At 73.0% G+C, this 15,859-nt stretch carries 12 protein-coding genes; 8 read left to right on the top strand and 4 right to left on the bottom strand.

Translation table 11 applies throughout. From position 1 onward, the window contains the following. Positions 1-531 precede the first annotated feature (531 nt). Positions 532-885 (bottom strand): VOC family protein, encoded by a 354-nt coding sequence (locus ACZ5Y0_RS31705; protein ID WP_469132116.1) that lies wholly within the window; start codon positions 883-885, stop codon positions 532-534. 162 nt (positions 886-1,047) lie between these two features. On the opposite strand from ACZ5Y0_RS31705, the gene ACZ5Y0_RS31700 reads away from it, so the two are divergent. Then, positions 1,048-2,592 carry an alpha/beta fold hydrolase gene (locus tag ACZ5Y0_RS31700; protein WP_469132115.1) on the top strand — a complete coding sequence of 515 codons (1,545 nt, stop codon included), beginning with the start codon at positions 1,048-1,050 and terminating at the stop codon, positions 2,590-2,592. 104 nt (positions 2,593-2,696) lie between these two features. Here ACZ5Y0_RS31700 and ACZ5Y0_RS31695 read toward each other — a convergent pair whose 3' ends face one another. Together ACZ5Y0_RS31695 and ACZ5Y0_RS31690 are read right to left on the bottom strand one after the other, a co-directional pair. Beyond that, on the bottom strand, positions 2,697-4,016 hold the full coding sequence (locus ACZ5Y0_RS31695; protein WP_469132114.1) for an activator-dependent family glycosyltransferase: 1,320 nt from the start codon (positions 4,014-4,016) through the stop codon (positions 2,697-2,699). 87 nt (positions 4,017-4,103) lie between these two features. Next, the gene (locus ACZ5Y0_RS31690) at positions 4,104-5,303 is read right to left on the bottom strand and encodes an MFS transporter (protein ID WP_469132113.1); all 1,200 of its coding nucleotides are present in this window, start codon (positions 5,301-5,303) and stop codon (positions 4,104-4,106) included. Between the two features lie 77 nt (positions 5,304-5,380). Between ACZ5Y0_RS31690 and ACZ5Y0_RS31685 the strand changes: the two genes are divergently transcribed. After that, positions 5,381-6,658: an ATP-grasp domain-containing protein gene (locus tag ACZ5Y0_RS31685; RefSeq protein WP_469132112.1), complete on the top strand. Its 1,278-nt coding sequence runs from the start codon at positions 5,381-5,383 to the stop codon at positions 6,656-6,658. Between the two features lie 37 nt (positions 6,659-6,695). On the opposite strand, the gene ACZ5Y0_RS31680 is transcribed toward ACZ5Y0_RS31685, so the two are convergent. Continuing rightward, entirely contained in the window at positions 6,696-7,496 is an 801-nt protein-coding gene (locus ACZ5Y0_RS31680) for a phytanoyl-CoA dioxygenase family protein (protein WP_469132111.1), read from the bottom strand. A 315-nt stretch (positions 7,497-7,811) separates the two neighbouring features. Between ACZ5Y0_RS31680 and ACZ5Y0_RS31675 the strand changes: the two genes are divergently transcribed. The 6 genes from ACZ5Y0_RS31675 to ACZ5Y0_RS31650 are packed head-to-tail and all read left to right on the top strand — an operon-like array spanning position 7,812 to position 15,857. Further along, complete coding sequence (locus ACZ5Y0_RS31675; RefSeq protein WP_469132110.1) at positions 7,812-9,179, top strand: formylglycine-generating enzyme family protein; 1,368 nt, start codon at positions 7,812-7,814, stop codon at positions 9,177-9,179. Beyond that, positions 9,179-10,585, top strand: coding sequence for an MBL fold metallo-hydrolase (locus ACZ5Y0_RS31670; protein ID WP_469132109.1), 1,407 nt, complete (start codon positions 9,179-9,181; stop codon positions 10,583-10,585). The genes ACZ5Y0_RS31675 and ACZ5Y0_RS31670 overlap by 1 nt, the downstream gene beginning before the upstream one ends. Next, entirely contained in the window at positions 10,582-11,586 is a 1,005-nt protein-coding gene (locus ACZ5Y0_RS31665; protein ID WP_469132108.1) for an alpha/beta hydrolase, read from the top strand. The genes ACZ5Y0_RS31670 and ACZ5Y0_RS31665 overlap by 4 nt, the downstream gene beginning before the upstream one ends. Further along, complete coding sequence (locus ACZ5Y0_RS31660) at positions 11,574-13,418, top strand: asparagine synthetase B family protein (RefSeq protein WP_469132107.1); 1,845 nt, start codon at positions 11,574-11,576, stop codon at positions 13,416-13,418. The genes ACZ5Y0_RS31665 and ACZ5Y0_RS31660 overlap by 13 nt, the downstream gene beginning before the upstream one ends. After that, positions 13,357-14,457, top strand: coding sequence for a hypothetical protein (locus ACZ5Y0_RS31655; RefSeq protein ID WP_469132106.1), 1,101 nt, complete (start codon positions 13,357-13,359; stop codon positions 14,455-14,457). Before ACZ5Y0_RS31660 ends, ACZ5Y0_RS31655 begins: the two co-directional genes overlap by 62 nt. After that, positions 14,454-15,857, top strand: a complete 1,404-nt coding sequence (locus tag ACZ5Y0_RS31650) for an aldehyde dehydrogenase family protein (protein ID WP_469132105.1) — start codon at positions 14,454-14,456, stop codon at positions 15,855-15,857. Before ACZ5Y0_RS31655 ends, ACZ5Y0_RS31650 begins: the two co-directional genes overlap by 4 nt. The last annotated feature ends 2 nt before the right edge of the window (positions 15,858-15,859 follow it).

Below are 15,859 nucleotides of genomic sequence, written 5' to 3'. Positions count from 1 at the left end.
GAGCATGTCCTTTTCCCTTTCCCTGGTGGTGCTCGACGACGATCACCGACGTGCCGGGGTCGACGAGCCGGTCGAGCAACTGCTCGGGGTCGGCGAGGCACAGGCCGGCGGGGCACAGGCCGGCGGAGGGCTGGTCCAGGACGTACGCACCGCCCTCGCCGCCCCGCGCGCGGCCGGCTTCAGCCCCTGCCGCCCGCCGCGGGACGGCGTCGTCGGCGGCCGGCCGGTGCCCGGGTGGCCGAGCCCCACGTCGCCGGGTGCCCGAGAATCCGGTGGGCGGCCCGGACGCGCGCCTCACCGGAGCCGGAGACCTCCCCGGACCTTCGGCCGACACGCAGGACCTCGCTCATGTCCCGCCCGTCCGGGCGGTGTCGCACCCGCCGCGTCGAAGCGGTCGTCACCCCGTCCCACGGGACGACGGCCCTCGCCCACCCTGTCCGGTGAGGTTGGACGGCCGCCCTCGAAGCCCTCTCGAGACGAACTCGACGGGCTTCGAGGGCGGCGGGGGACGCTCGGTCGCCGGAGGCGGCGTCAGCTGTCCTGAAGCAGTCCGAGGACGTTGCCGTCGAGGTCGGTGACGGTCGCCACGCGGCGGCCGCCGCCGACCTCCTTGGCGGGGCTGCTCACCGTGCCGCCCGCGGCGGTGACCTCGGCCAGCTTCGCGTCGAGGTCGGCCACGTGCCAGTACGCCACCTGCGAGGTGATGTCCTGCGCCCCCGCCGGCACCAGCCCGATGTGCTGACCCGCGACGTCGAACCCGACGTAGTACTCCGAGTCGGTCTGCGGCTCGATGCCGAACAGGGCGGCGTACAGCTTCTTGGCCGCTGCCACGTCCGCCACGGGGTGCAGCACGGTCTTGATTCCCTGGATGGCCGCGTCAGACATTCTCACTCCCGGGGTTGGAATTCGGTCGCTTCATGCTAGGGAAATCCGGGAAGCGGCCGCATGGTCCCCCGGGTCGCCTCAAGGCGATTTCCAGGCGTTCTTGAGCGTGAGCCGACAGGCCGATGCCACGCTGCGAGCGCGCTGAATTAGGAGGGGAATTACGTGAGAAAGCTTGCGTTGGTCATACCGGTGATCGCGGCCGCGCTGGTGGGCTCGGCCGTCGCCCCGGTCGCGGTGGCGAACGATGCGGCCGGACCGGCCGCCGGCAGCGTCGACTGGGTGCCGTGTCCGGGCGGCGATCCGGTCCTCGGCGACATGCTCAAGGGCCTGGAGTGCGGCACGGTGCAGGTGCCGCTCGACTACGACGCCCCGCAGGGCAGGAAGATCAGCCTGGCGCTGACCCGGGCCAAGCACACCGTCCCCGACAGCGAGTACAAGGGCGTCGTGGTGCTCAACCGCGGCCAGTGGCCCGGCGGTATCGGCCGTGACCTGCCCACCCGGTACGCCGCGGGCACCACCGGGCTGGCCAAGGACGTGGGGGCCGCCTACGACTGGATCGGCTTCGACCCGCGCGGCGTCGGCGCCAGCGAGCCGGCCGTGGTCTGCGACGTCGGCTACATCGACCCCGGGCACGCGCAGCCGGACCCGGTGCCCGCCACGCCCGCCGCCGAGCAGCAGTGGGTGGAGCGGGCCCGCGCCTACGCCGAGAGCTGCGGCGAGAAGTACGGCGACGTGCTCGCGCACCTCGGCACCGAGGAGGCGGCGCGCGACCTGGACCAGATGCGGATCGCGCTGGGCCAGGAGAAGATCACCTACTTCGGCACCGACTGGGGCACCTACCTCGGCTCGGTCTACGCCACGTTGTTCCCGCACCGGCTGGAGCGGATGGTGCTGGACAGCGTGGTGCGTCCCAGCAACGTGGGATACCGCGGCAGCCTGCGCAAGAACGTGCTGTCCGAGCGCAACGCCGAGATCTTCTTCGCCTGGGTCGCCAAGTACGACGGCGTCTACCACCTGGGCACGACCGCGGCCGAGGTCGAGGCGAACTACTACAAGGGGCAGGACGCGCTCCGCGCGGCGCCCGTGGACGGCGAGATCGGCCCGTCGGAGTGGGCGGACATCTTCGAGCCGGTCGTCTACCGCAGCTGGACCTGGCTCTCGCGCGCGAAGGTGCTCTCCGACTGGGTGGTGCGCAAGGATCCGACGTCGCTGCGGGCCGGCTACTCCCCGCCGGGCTTCCCGCACCAGAACAGGCACGCGATGACCAACGCGGTCAACTGCCTCGACGGCCCCTGGCCGCGGAACTGGAACCGCTGGAGCGAGGACCACTCCCGCCAGTACGAGGCCGGTTCGCGGTTCCTGACCTGGACCAACGCCTGGTACAACGCGCCGTGCGCCTTCTGGCCGCAGCCCGCGAGGAGCAGGCTGACGGTCGGCGACGACCAGGTGAACGTCCTGCTGGTGCAGCCCCAGTTCGACACCGCGCACGGCGTCGCCGGCGCCGTCGAGACGCACGGGCTGTTCCCCAACTCCCGGTTGATCCTGGAGAAGGGCGGCCACAACGTCGGCGCGGCGCTGTCGGCGAACAACAACACCTGCCTCAACAAGTACGTCGGAGACTTCTTCCGGGACGGTACCCGTCCCGCCTCCCAGGAGGGCAACGACGCCGTCTGCCAGGCGTCGGCCGACCCGGTCCCCGCGTCCTGACGCACCTCGACGGGACGGGCCCCGCGTGATCGTCACGCGGGGCCCGTCCCGTCTTGGTCTCCCGGTCCGCTCGGTCAGCTCGGAAACCTCCCGTGCCCGCCCGGTCAGCGCAGGGCACCCACTGGGCCGGCCCGGTGGGCGGCGACCAGGGTCTCCAGGGTCCGTGCCAGTTCGTTGGGCGTGGGCATGGCCAGCATCTCCTCCCGCAGCCGTACGGCGTTCGCCCGGAGGGCCGGGTCGTGGAGGAGTCGCACGAGTGCGGCACGGACCGCGGGCCCGTCCACTTCCGCGGGCGTCATGGCCAGCCCCGCGCCCGCCGCCTGAAGGCACCGGAACTTCAGCGGAGCGTCGAACGCCCGGCCGATCAGCAACTGGGGCACGCCGTAGCGCAGCGCGCAGCCGAACGACCAGGTGCCGCCGTGGTGCACCACCGCCGAACACGTCGGCAGCACCTCGGACAGGGGCACGGACTGGACCAGACGGGTGTTGGCCGGCACCTCGCGCAGCTCCCGCCGGGCGTCCGGCGGCAGGCCCAGCACCAGCTCCATCTCCAGGCCGGCCACCGAGTCGAGGATCTCCTGGACGCGTTCCACGGGCAGCGGGAGCCGAGCCGGCCCGTCGTCGACCGAGTCGCCGAACGTCATCAGCACCCGAGGTGCCGCCGGCGGCTCGGCGAGCCACTCGGGCACCACGGCCGGGCCGTTGTAGGGAACGAACTGCACGGGGAGGGTGGCCGGCCGCGCGTCGGGCCGGAAAGCCTCGGGGAGCGGGGCGACGGTGAACTGACCGTTGACCAGGTCCTCGGAGAACTCGACGCCGTACCTGCCCGCCCAGCCCGCCAACCAGTCCCGCATCGCGTCGGTGCGCCGCTCCGGCGGCTGCTGGGCCTTGGCGTGCAGGAAGTCCTCCCGCATCCGCGTGTAGACGTCGACGGAGTACAGCACCCGGGCGTGCACCGCGCCCACCGCCTCGGCGGCCACCGCTCCCGCGAACGCCTTGGCGCCCCAGAGCACCAGATCCGGCCGCCAGGCGCGGGCCACGGCGACCAGGTCCTCCATCATCGAGTCGTTGGACCGCCGCGCCTGCGGAAGCACCAGGTCGTCGAAGACGCTGGAGGCCTGCTCCCAGCTCAGCCGCTCACGGTCCGGCCGTATGTCGAACAGGGGGTCGACTCCGTGCTGCGGAGACCGCTTCGCCGCGGCGGCACGGTCCGACGTCTGGCGCCGGTCCCGCCGTCTGCGTACCTCCGGCGTCTCGCCGGGCCCGACGCCCACGGCCGTCAGCCCGGCCGAGGTGACGGCGTCGAGCAGATCCGGCCAGGCGGCCACGCGCACCTCGTGCCCGGCCGTGTGCAGCGACCACGCCAGCGGCACCACGTTGAACACATGCGTCTTCCAGGGGAACGGCACGATGAGGACCCGCACGATGGCACTTCCTTGAGTCGGAGTCGGGAACGGGGGATCACGGGTGAACGCCGCGCTGCTCGGCCCTCGCGGCCCTTGCCATCCTGGTCAGGCGTCCCGCACGCGTCTTCTCCAGGCGTGCCCGGCGGTGCCGGTCGAGGCGGTGACGAGGACGGTGACCACGGCCACCACCGAGGCGGTGGACAGCGGGCCCACCAGGTCGCAGAGCGCGCCCAGCGCCAGGATGGACACCGCCACGCCCGAGGGAAGCAGGGTGGCCCGGAGCGTCACCACCGCCGGCAGCTCGGCAGCGGAGGCCGTGGCCAGGAGCCGGTTGTTGTAGTGGAGGTAGGCCACCTCGAAGAGGACCAGGAAAAGCGCGTACAGCACGAGCGTCGGCACGGTGCGGCCGGCCAGCACCGCCGCCAGCAGGGGCGGCATGGGGAGCAGCGCCCAGGCGGCCGACGGCACGCGTGAGAGGTAGCGCTGGGCCGGCAGGGCGGCGAGCGAGCCGGCGAACAGGGCCACCGAGGAGACGGCGACGAACACACCCACCAGGCGGGTGCCGCCGCCCAGCACCTGGACCGGGACGACGGTGACGGCCACCGTGTGGAAGCCCTGCCAGAAGGACACCAGCAGGAAACGGGCGAACAGCCTGCGCAGCACCGGGTCGTCGACGCGCGGGCGGGCGGTGGCCGTGGTCCCGGCACCGTCCTCGGCGTCGTCGGCGGCCTTCCTCGGTGCGGACGGCAGCGCCCAGGCGAGCAGCGCGCTGAGCACCAGCGTCGCCGCGTTCACCGCGATCACTCCGCGCAGCGACAGCACCGACGAGGCCGGACCGGCAAGCGCCGCGCCGACGCTGAGGCCGGTCAGCTTGCCGATCTCGGCCACGGTGTTGGCCCGGTCCAGCCGCTCCGGCGCCACCGTGTCGCGCAGTACGAGCGCGGTGGCCGCGCGGGTGACCGCCTCGAAGTACCCACGGGCCAGCAGCAGCAGGGCGGCGACCGCGAGCAGTGCGCGTTCCGGCGTCATGAGCGCGGCCGCGGTCAGTGCCAGGCTCGCCGCCTCGGCCAGCCGGACGAGCCGCTCCGGGGCGCGCCGGTTGAGCATCCGGTTGAGCGGCCCGGCCAGCAGCAGCGCGGGCAGCCACGGCGCGCTCAGCACGGCTGCGGCGAGCAGCCCCGACCCGGTGGCCGACCCCACGAGGGTGGAAAGGCTCACCAGGACCAGGAAACTGCCGAATGTATTGACGAACAGCAATACCGGAGTGCAGTGCGGCGAGCGCAACCCCGTGGGAAAAGACGTCATCAGGTACTCCTCCGAAGGGGGAGGATCTCAAAGTTGAACGTCTTTTCGCGAGGGGCGGCTCTCTCTACTTTGAACACATGACAGCAGCCATCGAGGGCCGCCCGTGCATCGTGATGGTCGACGCCTACGCCGCGGTCCGCTCACTCGTTCTGACATTCCTGGAACAGGGATGTTCCCTTGTCCGTGTGCAGAGCACTCGGGAAGTGCCGTACGTCTACCGCACGTCGCCGTTCGTCCCCGAGGACTTCGTCGCCGATATCGTCCACGACGGTGACCTGGAAGCCACGGTCGAGGCTGTCAGGGCGTTCGCGCCGGTCGCGGTGGTCGCGGGCGGGGAGAGCGGGGTGGAGTTCGCGGACCTGCTCGCGGAGCGGCTCGGTCTGCCGGGCAACGGCACCGACCTCAGCACCGCGCGGCGCGACAAGCACCTCATGGTCGAGGCCGTGCGCGCCGCTGGACTTCGCGCGGCCCGGCAGCTGCGCGCCACCGACGCGGACGAACTCGCCGCCTGGCATCGTGAAATGGGCGGACGCGTCGTCGTCAAACCGCCGCGCAGCGCGGGCAGCCAGGGCGTCTTCTTCTGCGACACCCCGGAGGAGTCGGTGGCGGCCTTCCGTTCCCTCGCCGACGCCGACGACGTCTTCTCCCAGCCCAACAGGGGGGCGGTGGCGCAGGAGTACCTGGCGGGCACCGAGTACATGGTGAACACCGTCAGCCGGGACGGCCGCCACCACCTGTGCGACGTCTGGCGGACCGGCCGCCTCAGCGCGAACGGGGTCGTCGACCTCTGCGACGCCCTGTCGCTGATCGACTCGGCGAGCCGGGTGGTGGAGCCGCTGCGCGACTACGCGTTCCAGGTGCTCGACGCCCTCGGCATCCGCCACGGCCCGGCACACCTGGAGATCAGGATGACCCCGCAGGGGCCGTGCCTGGTCGAGGTCGGCGCCCGGATCGCCGGCGGCGGCATCCCGGCCTGCGCCGGCCTCGGCATCGGTGAGTCGCAGCTGGAGTGGACCGTCGACGCCTACCTGCGCCCCGAGCGGTTCCACGCCCGCGCCGGAACCCCGTACCAGGTGCGGCGCCACAGCGCGATCGTCGGCATGGTCTCGCCGGTGAAGGGCGTGCTCAGCGAGTACCGGGGCATCGAGGAGATCGAGCGGCTGGAGAGCTTCCACAGCCTCATCACGCTGGTGAAACCGGGTCAGGAGATCGACCGCACGGTCGACGACCTCACCTATCCGCTCGTCGTGACGCTGCTGCACGACCTGGAGGAGGTCGTGCAGCGCGACCTGAACACGATCCGCCACCTCGACGGTGCCGCCTTCTACGCCCTCGACGGCGCGGCGGGATCCTGACGTCCACGTTCGACTGCGGACCCGCCGCGGTCGAACATCACACCCGGGCGACGGCGGCCGGCTCCATCCGGGTCCACGACGGCCGCGGCACCCGGTAGACGAAACTGACGGCCGTGCGCGGCTCCGTCGCCGTCGTGTTGGGCGCCGAGCGGTGCAGCACCATGCCGTCGAACATGACGGCCGAACCGGGCTCGAGGGGTACGGCGACCGGGTCGGCCGTGCGCGGCAGGTGCTCGTCCGCGACGTGCGGCTCCACCGCGTCCGCCCGCGGCGGCTCGCCGGGCAGGCGCTCACGGTCCCCGGTGTGCGGGAACAGCCCGAGCAGATGGGAGCCGGGGATGAACTCCAGGCAGCCGTTGCGCACGGTGGCCGGCTCCAGCGCGACCCAGATCGTCACGATGCCGTGCTCCTCGGTGCCGAACGAGGGCGGCGCGAAGGCGATGTCCTGATGCCAGGGCTTGGCCGATCCCACCACGGGCGGCTTGGCCCACAAGAACGCGTTGACCAGCGTGCCCGGACTCCCGGCGGCCCCCGCGACCGGTACGCCGGCCAGGTCCAGTGACCGCTGTACGGCCTCGAACTCGGGGACGTGCTCGTGGATGCGGTCGGCCGACCTCAGCACCCCCGGAAGGGCTTCGGCGCCCTGCTGCCAGGCCGCCCAGCCGCCGATGCCGGGCGCCTCCAGGACGAAGTCGCCGCTGGAGACCGTGCGGTCGCGGGCGAGCCCCTCCAGGTCGGCCACCGCGCTCCGCAGCCGGGCCAGCGCTTCGCCCGCCGCCAGCCCGGGGAGCCGTACGAATCCCTTTTCCCGCACTTCACGGTATTGCGTGTCGCCCATTCTTCTCTCCCTCTCCTCGCCTCGGATCGTCGCGAACCGAGCCGCACATATCACGGAAATGTTCATGTTCAACGTCCGCGTATCAAGGCCGTTGCCGCGCCTTCCGCGCTCTCCGTATGCTTCCGGGCCGAGCGGCCGATCCGGTCCGCGACAACTCGATACGGCGGAGGGAGTGACAAATGAGCGACCGCGACTTCATCGACACCCGTGACGCTGAGCAGGAGACCAGCAAGTGGTAATCCGCTGACCAGCGAAACGCGCCGCCCGTATGGAATCGAATCCGTACGGGCGGCGCGTCGTCCGAGAGAGGCTGAGATGGTAGGTAATCGCGTTTCAGAAGTCATCGACATTCCCGCCGAACTGCTGGTGATCGACGACTCCACCGACGAGCGCTACTGGGCTTCGGTGGAACGCGTCGTCGCGCTGGCCGAGGACCGGGGGCGGGCCGCCGACGGTATACCGCTGCTGGCGTCTGTCGCGGTCACCCACCCCGAATGGCCGGTGCGGGCCGGCGCGGTACGGCTGCTGGCCAGGCACCACGGGGGCGATCCGGCAGCCGACGCCGCCGTGGCCGCCGCCACCCACGACACCGTCGACTGGGTCGCCTTCACGGCGCTGAAGGTCATCGCGGAACACCGGATCGCCGCCGCCGTCCCCGACCTCATCCGCATCTCCGGCTGGCCCAGCAACTTCACCCGCCCCGACTGGACGCGCAAGCCCGTCGGTTGCGGCGCGGCGCTCACCAAGCGGGCCCTCATCGCCGTCTTCGGCACCCGCGACCCGGCCGAACTGCGCCGCCTGGAGGACGAGTACTTCTCCGACATGCGGGCGCGGATCGAGGCCGCGCGCAAGCGCCCCCGGCGCAACACCGACGTCGTCCTGGTGCCGGGCGGCCCGGCGATCATCGGCGCCGAGGAGAAGCCCGACGCCTTCCGCATGGCGCAGGACGACAGCACGCTGCGCGCCGTGGACGTACCGGCGTTCCTCATCGACCGGACCACCGTGACCAACGCCCGCTACCGCGCGTTCCTCGACGAGGTCGGCGACTCCGGCGAGTTCGACCACCCGGACCAGCCGCTGGAGCGCTCGCACCGCCCGGCGCACTGGCACGACCCGCGCTTCAACGCGCCCGACCTGCCGGTCGTCGGCATCGACTGGTACGACGCGTACGCCTTCGCGAAGTGGGCCGGTGGCTCGCTGCCCAGCGAGGTCCAGTGGGAGAAGGCCGCGCGCGGCGTGGACGGCCGCCGCTACCCGTGGGGCGAGCAGTGGGACCCGGACCGGGTGAACTACGTGGAGCGGTCGTTCGGCGAGGAGGTGGCCGACCTCGACTCCCTGGAGGCACTGCTGGTCACCATCTCGCAGGGCGACAACCCCGCCCACCCGGTGCTGCCCGCCGACGCCCTGCCGCAGGGCGCCAGCCCCTACGGCGCCTTGCAGATGTCGGGCAACGTGTGGGAGCTGACGCGGACGAACTTCTACACCGGCGAGGACATGGACCCCTTCTTCAAGGGCCGGCACCCGCTGGACTTCATGAACCGCAAGGAGGCCTTCCACGTGCTGCGCGGCGGCACCTGGACCTCCCCGCCGGCCTGCCTGACCACGTTCTACCGGGGCAAGGACCTGATCACCGACCGCCACAACGAGGTCGGCTTCCGCTGCGTGTACGGAACGAGCGACTGATGCGACTGACCTCCCTCGGCCACGCGGCCGTCCTCGTCGACACGGGGACGGAGCGCATCCTCTTCGACCCGTGGCTCACCCAGCGCCTGGACCGCTTCTGGGAGCACCACCCGGCGTTGCCGGACCGGCTGGTCCGCGAGGTGCTCGACGACGGGATCGACTACGTGGTGCTCAGCCACCACCACTTCGACCACCACCACTTCCCCTCACTGCTGCGACTGGTCGACGGCGCCGACGTGGACTTCGACGACAGCCCGCGCCAGAGCTCCGGGGTCACCTGCATCTACCCCGCCGGCCCCGTGCCGCCGCAGCTGACCGCGTCCGGGCTCGGGCACCAGGCGATCGCCTGGACACTGCGCCGCTTCGGCTACGAGAACCTGCAACCGGTGACGCCGGGCGACACGATCACCCTGGGCGGCGCGACCCTGCGGACGTTCCCCTCGGCCGTGTCCTTCCCCGAGATGAGCGTGCTGGTGCAGACCGACGACGCGGCCGTCATGCTGTGCGGCGACGCGCTCCTGCACGAGGACACCGTGGCGGCCTTCCGCCGCGCCGACGCGCCGACGCCGGACGCCGTGTTCATCCCCGCGCACAGCATCTCGCCGCCCGGCGTGCTCACCGAACGCCGCCCGCTGACCGACCCGGACGCGGTGCGCGCCCGCGCCGTCGCCAACTTCGACCGGTACGTCGACGCGATCCCCGCGGCCCTGACCGTGCCCTCCTCGTTCGGCTGGCGCATCAGCGGCGACGGCGAACGCGACTACGACTGGTGCAACCGCACGATCTTCCCCTTCACCCCGGTCCAGGCCCTGCGCCGCCTGGACGAGCTGGGCCGCGACGGCCTGCTGTGGGGCCCGGGCCAGGTGATCGAGGTCAAGGACGGCAAGGCCGCCCTGGCCGACGGGCCGGTAGCACCCGGCGCGTACGACTTCGACGAGGTCTACGCCGCGGTGACGCTCGACCCGGACACCCCCGTGCCGCCGTTCGACGCCTCCGTCGACCGGTACGGCCGTCAGACCCGCGACGCCGAGGACATGCTGCGCGAGCTGCTGGACCGGCTGGTGGCGACCGACTACTGGTACCGGGCGCTGGACCACGGCGCCGGGCGCCACGTCGTCTCGCTGCACGAGGACGACGGCGGCGAGACGTCCTTCCTGCTCGACCCGGTGGCCGGCCGGGTCACACGGCTCGGACCCGGACCGGCCCGCGGTCATCTCGCCGGCGGCGAGGGCTGGACCGAGATGGCGGCCTCCACGCTCGAGGCCATGCTCGACGCCGACCTGCTGTTCGGCAGCTCCTTCGGGCTGTGGGCCAGCGACGGCGTGCTGCTCTCCGCGGTCTTCCACCACCCGTCGTTCTACACCCGCCACGTGGAGCGCGCGGTGCGGGAGGAGAGCAGGCCATGAGCGAGCCGGTCGTGCTCGACCACGAGAGCGCCTGTCTGCGCGGCAACCCGCTGGGCGACCCGCACCGCCGCCGCATCGAGGTGCACCTGCCGCCGGGGTACGACGGCGTCCGGCGGTACCCGGTGGTGTACTGGCTGCCGGGCTTCGGCGCCCACCCCAGCCTCGCCGGCCGGGCGCTCGCCTTCGGCGGCTCCGTCGCCGACCGGCTCAGCCGCGCGATGGCGGACGGCCGGGTGCCGCCGGCACTGCTCGTCGTGCCCGACTGCACGACCGCCTACGGCGGTTCGCAGTACATCGACTCCGCCGCCTGCGGCCGCTACGCCGGCCATCTCGCCGAGGTCGTCGCCGAGGTGGACCGGCGGTTCGCGACCCTGCCGGAGCCCGCCGGACGCGCCGTGGCGGGCAAGTCCAGCGGCGGATACGGCGCGCTGGTCGCCGGCATGACGTCCGAGCTGTTCTCGGCGGTGCTCGCCTTCTCGCCCGACGCCGGGTTCGAGCACTGCTACCTGCCGCTGCTGCCCGCCGCGCTGGACACCGTCCGGGCGGCCGGCGGCGTCGAGGAGCTGCTGGGCCGCCGTGACACCGGCCCGCACGACGTGCCGTTCATGGTGGCGATGAGCATCGTCGCGATGGGCGTGTGCTACGCCGACGCACCGGGGACCACGCCCGCCGACGCGTTGCCGTGCGACCCCGTCACCGGCCTGTTCCGCGACGAGGTGTGGCAACGGTGGCTGCGCCACGACCCGGTGCGGATGCTCCCCGCCCACGCCGGCCGGCTCGCCGGACTCGGGCTGCTCCACCTCAGCGTCGGCGAACGCGACGACTACGGCATGCACTGGGGTGTCCGCGCGCTGCACGCCGCCCTCGACGCGCTCGGCGTCCCGCACGTCTACCGCGAGCACGAGGGCGGACACCACGGCATCGAGCACGTGTTCACCGAGGCCCTGGCCCAGCTGTGGCGGGTGTGGGGCGAGACGGAGGCCGGCAGATGTGCGGCATAGCGGGTTTCATCAGCTTCGAGGGACGCCGGGACGCCGACTGGATGGACGCGCTCGGCCGGACCATGACCGGCGCCATGGCGCACCGGGGCGAGGCGGCCTGCGCCCCGTACGTCTCGGCCTGCGGCACCGTCATGCTGTGCGCGACGCGCCTGGCGATCCGCGACCGCACCGAGGCGGGCGACCAGCCGATGACCGATCCCACCGGACGGATCGTCCTGGTGCACAACGGCGAGGTCTACGGCTCCCGTTCGCCCGCCGCGCCGCTGTGGCCCCGCCGCACCACCTGTGACACCGAGTTCGTCCTCCAGCAGGTGTGCCGCGAGGACGACCCCGCGGCCGCGCTGCGGCCGCTGTCCGGCATGTTCGCCCTCGCCTGGCACGACACCTGGACCGGCCGCGTGGTGCTCGCCCGCGACCACTTCGGCGTGAAACCGCTGTTCTACGCCTTCACCCACGGCGGGCTCCTCTTCGCCTCCGAGCCGGGAGTGCTCCTGCGCACCGGCCTGGTGACCCCCGAGGTGGACCCCGAGGAGTACGTCCTGCGCTCCTGGATCCGTATGGACGCGGCCGACGACCACACCTGGCTGCGCGGCGTGCGGGCCCTTCAGCCCGCCGAGTACCTGTCGGTCGACCGCCCTGGTACCAGCACCCACCGATACTGGCGGCCCACGCCGGTGGACGGCCTGGTGAGCGCCGAGGAGATCCGTGCCGCGTTCGACCGGGCGATCGCCGAGCGGGCCGTGTCCGACGTCCCGCGGGCGGCGGTGCTCAGCGGCGGCGTCGACAGCACGGCGGCCGTGGCGGCCCTGACCGCGCTGGGCGTGCCCGTGGAGGGGTACGTCCTGCGCTACCAGGACGGCATCGGCGGCTCGGGCGACGACGCGGTGCACGCCGCCGAGGTCGCCGAGCGTCTGGGCGTGCCGCTGACCGTGTGCGACCTGGACCGCCACCACGCCGCCGAGCTGGTTCCCGTCCTGCCCACCCGGCTGATGCGGCCGCTGCTGCACGGCGCCGAGCTGGCCATGCACCACCTCTACGGCGCCATCTCCCGCGACCGCAACGTGGTCGTCTACTCCGGCCACGGCGCCGACGAGCTGTGGGGGTACCAGGCGGGCCGGTACTTCCCGGTCGTCGACCCCTATGCGCCCACCTTCATCCACGGGCGCCACTACCTGACGCACCAGCTGTACTCCGAGGAACGGCCCGTCTGGGCACGGCTGGTGAGCTGGATGGCACGGGAACTCGGCGTCGACATGACGGCCGTCACCGACCTGGTGTGGGAGCGCACCATGGACGAGTACCGGGCGATCAAGACGGCCTCCCCGCTCAAACGCGGCCGGCACCACCTGCTGCGGCGCTTCCTGGTCTACGTCAACGACATGGTCGACGCCACGTCGGCGACCTTCACCCTGGAGGACCGGCCCGTCTTCCAGGACGTCGCCCTCGCCGAGCTGGCCTTCCGCTGCCCGGAGCACCTGAAGGACTCCGGCGAGCCGGGGAGCAGCCACAAGGGACTGCTCAAGGAGGCGCTCGCCGACCTGCTGCCCGACTCGGTGCGCCACCGCCCCAAACAGGGCTTCCCGACCCCCACCGACCCCCGCTACGTCCGCCGGCTGGCCGACCTCGCCGACGGGCTCGGCGCCCCCTTCGGCCTGCCGCCGTTGCCGGCCGGGCTCCGGGCCGAGCTGGGCGTCGGCGAGTGGATGTTCCTTGCTTCGACCTCCGCCTGGCTCGGCCACCTCGCGGAGCTTCGCACCCACCCGAGGAGTCATGGTGAGCAGTCCCGTACCCCCGTGGCGCTGGCAGGTCCTGGACCGCGCGGCCGATCTTGACCGGGTGCCCCCGGCGATCGAGGAGACGCGCGCCCAGGACTGCTGCAACTTCGTGCTGTGGCGGCCGTCCCGGCTGCCCGAGGGATGCGACACCAGCATCGGAACACTGCGCCGCGAGGCACCCCCCGGCCGCGTGGAGGCCGAGGGCCGTACCCCGTGGAGCGACGCCAACCCCGCCGGCTACCGCACCGAGATCGCCGGCGGGGGACGGCGCCTGCGCCTGAAGCAGTTCCTGTACGACTGGGCGTTCCCGGCCGCCGACCACCCGTGCCTGTGGGGCAGCGAGACCCGGCCGGCCGAGATCGGCGAGGGCCGCGTGGTCTGGCTGGGCACCGACTACCTGGGCCACCGGGCCGCGAGCGCCCGGCTGGCCCGCACCACGGTCGAACTGTCCGTGCTGGAGGGCGAGTTCACCGACGACGAGCTGGTCACGCTGTTCGCCGCGCTGCGCCCGGCCGTGCCGGACGCCGTGCCGAGGGTGCTGGCCACCCCGTTCGCCGAACTGAGCTACTGGGCCAGGTACCCGGCCGACATGGTGTCGGTGCCCACCGGCGTCTTCCACTTCCACCGGCGCGGGCGCGAGCACGAGGGCGACTGGGTCCCGTCCGAGGAGGTCGTGGACTTCCTCACCGCCCAGGGCGTGCCGGTGACGGCCGGCGAGTTCCGCGCCGAGAGCGCCGCCACGTTCGGCGACGGCGCCGCCGTCCGCGAACTGGAGGTCGTCTACTCCTCGCCGTCCGGCGGCGAGCTGCGCCTGACGGCGCAGCCCACCGGCGGCGGGCGGCTCGCCTTCCCACCGCAGCGGGACAAGCACCCCGCCACCGCCGAGATCCGCGAACTCGACGGCCGCCCGGTCCACCTCGGCTACCTCAGCGCCGAGTTCGGGGCCTGCGACGCGTGGTGGCAGCACCCCGACGGGTACGACCTCAGACTGCTGGGCAGCGCGGGGGCGGGCCTCGGCCCGGAGGCGTTCCACGGCCTGGTCGGCGAGATCGACCGCGCGCTCCGGCTCGCCGGCGACGCGGCGGTGCTGGGGTGACCCCGGCGGGCCGTCCGGTCCTCGACCCCGCCACCGGCCGCACTGTCGCCCACGTGCCGGACACCGACGTGTCCGGCGTCGCCACCGCCGTGGGCCGGGCCGGGAAGGCGTTCCACGAGGTCTGGGCCGACACCTCCCCGGCCCGGCGCTCGGGCCTGCTGCGCGAACTGGGGGACCTGCTGCGCGAGGACCGCGACGAACTCGCGGCGCTGGAGCGGCTGAGCGCGGGCAAGCCCACCGCACGCGCCCTGGGAGAGGTCGACTTCGCCGCCCAGGTGGTCGACTGGTTCGCGGCGGCGGCCCGGTACCCGGTGGGGGAGACCCATCCGGCGGGCCCCGGCATGCGCACCTACACCGACCGGGTGCCGGTCGGGGTGTGCGCGGCCATCGCCCCGAACAACTACCCGCTCCTGCTGGCCGTCTGGAAGATCGCCGCCGCGCTCGCCCACGGCAACACGGTCGTCGTCAAACCGGCGCCCGAGACGCCACTGTCGATCCGCCGTCTGGTCGGCCGCGCCGGCGACGTGCTCCCCGAAGGCGTGCTCACCGCCGTCTACGGCGGCGCCGCGACCGGCCGGCTGCTGTGCGAGCAGCCGGCCGTCGGCATGGTCACCTTCACCGGCTCGACGGCGGCGGGGCGCGAGGTCGCGCGGCGCTGCGCGGACGGCCTCAAGCCCGTCTCCCTCGAACTCGGCGGCAAGAGCCCCGTCGTCGTCTTCCGCGACGCCGACCTCGACGCGGCGGCGCGGGCCGTCGTCACCGGCTTCACCGGCAACACCGGTCAGGTGTGCGTGGCGGGCTCACGCCTGATCGTGGACCGGGCCGTGCACGGGGAGTTCGTCGGCCGCGTGGCCGAGCTGGCGGCCGCCCTTACGGTCGGCCGGCCGGCCGATCCCGGCACCGATCTCGGCCCGCTGATCAGCCGGGCGGCCGCCGACCGTACGGCCGAGGTGGTCGCGCAGGCGGCGGCGCAGGGCGCGCGGGTGATCCTCCCGCCCGGCCGCTCCTCGGTCCTGCACGACCTCGACGGCGGGTTCTTCGTCCATCCGGCCATCGTCGACCGGGTGCCCTTCGACAGCCGCGCCTGGCGGGAGGAGATCTTCGCGCCGGTGCTGTCCGTCGCGTCGTTCGGCACCGACGACGAGGCCCTGGCCCTCGCGCACGACACCGCGTACGGCCTGTCGGCGTCGGTGTGGACCTCGGACGCCCACCGCGCCGAGCGTTTCGTCCGGGCCCTGCGCGCCGGCATGGTGTGGGTCAACACCTGGGGCGACACGGAGGAGACGGTCAGCGTCGGGGGCCTCGGCCAGTCCGGATACGGCCGGGAGCTGGGCCTCCATGCGGTGGAGGGCTACACCAGGCCCCGTGCCGTCTGGGTGGCCCACCGGCCGGGGCGGTAGAG

It is taken from the genome of Streptomyces sp. NPDC033216 (assembly GCF_055577115.1).
This window is presented reverse-complemented; position numbering and strand designations above follow the sequence as displayed.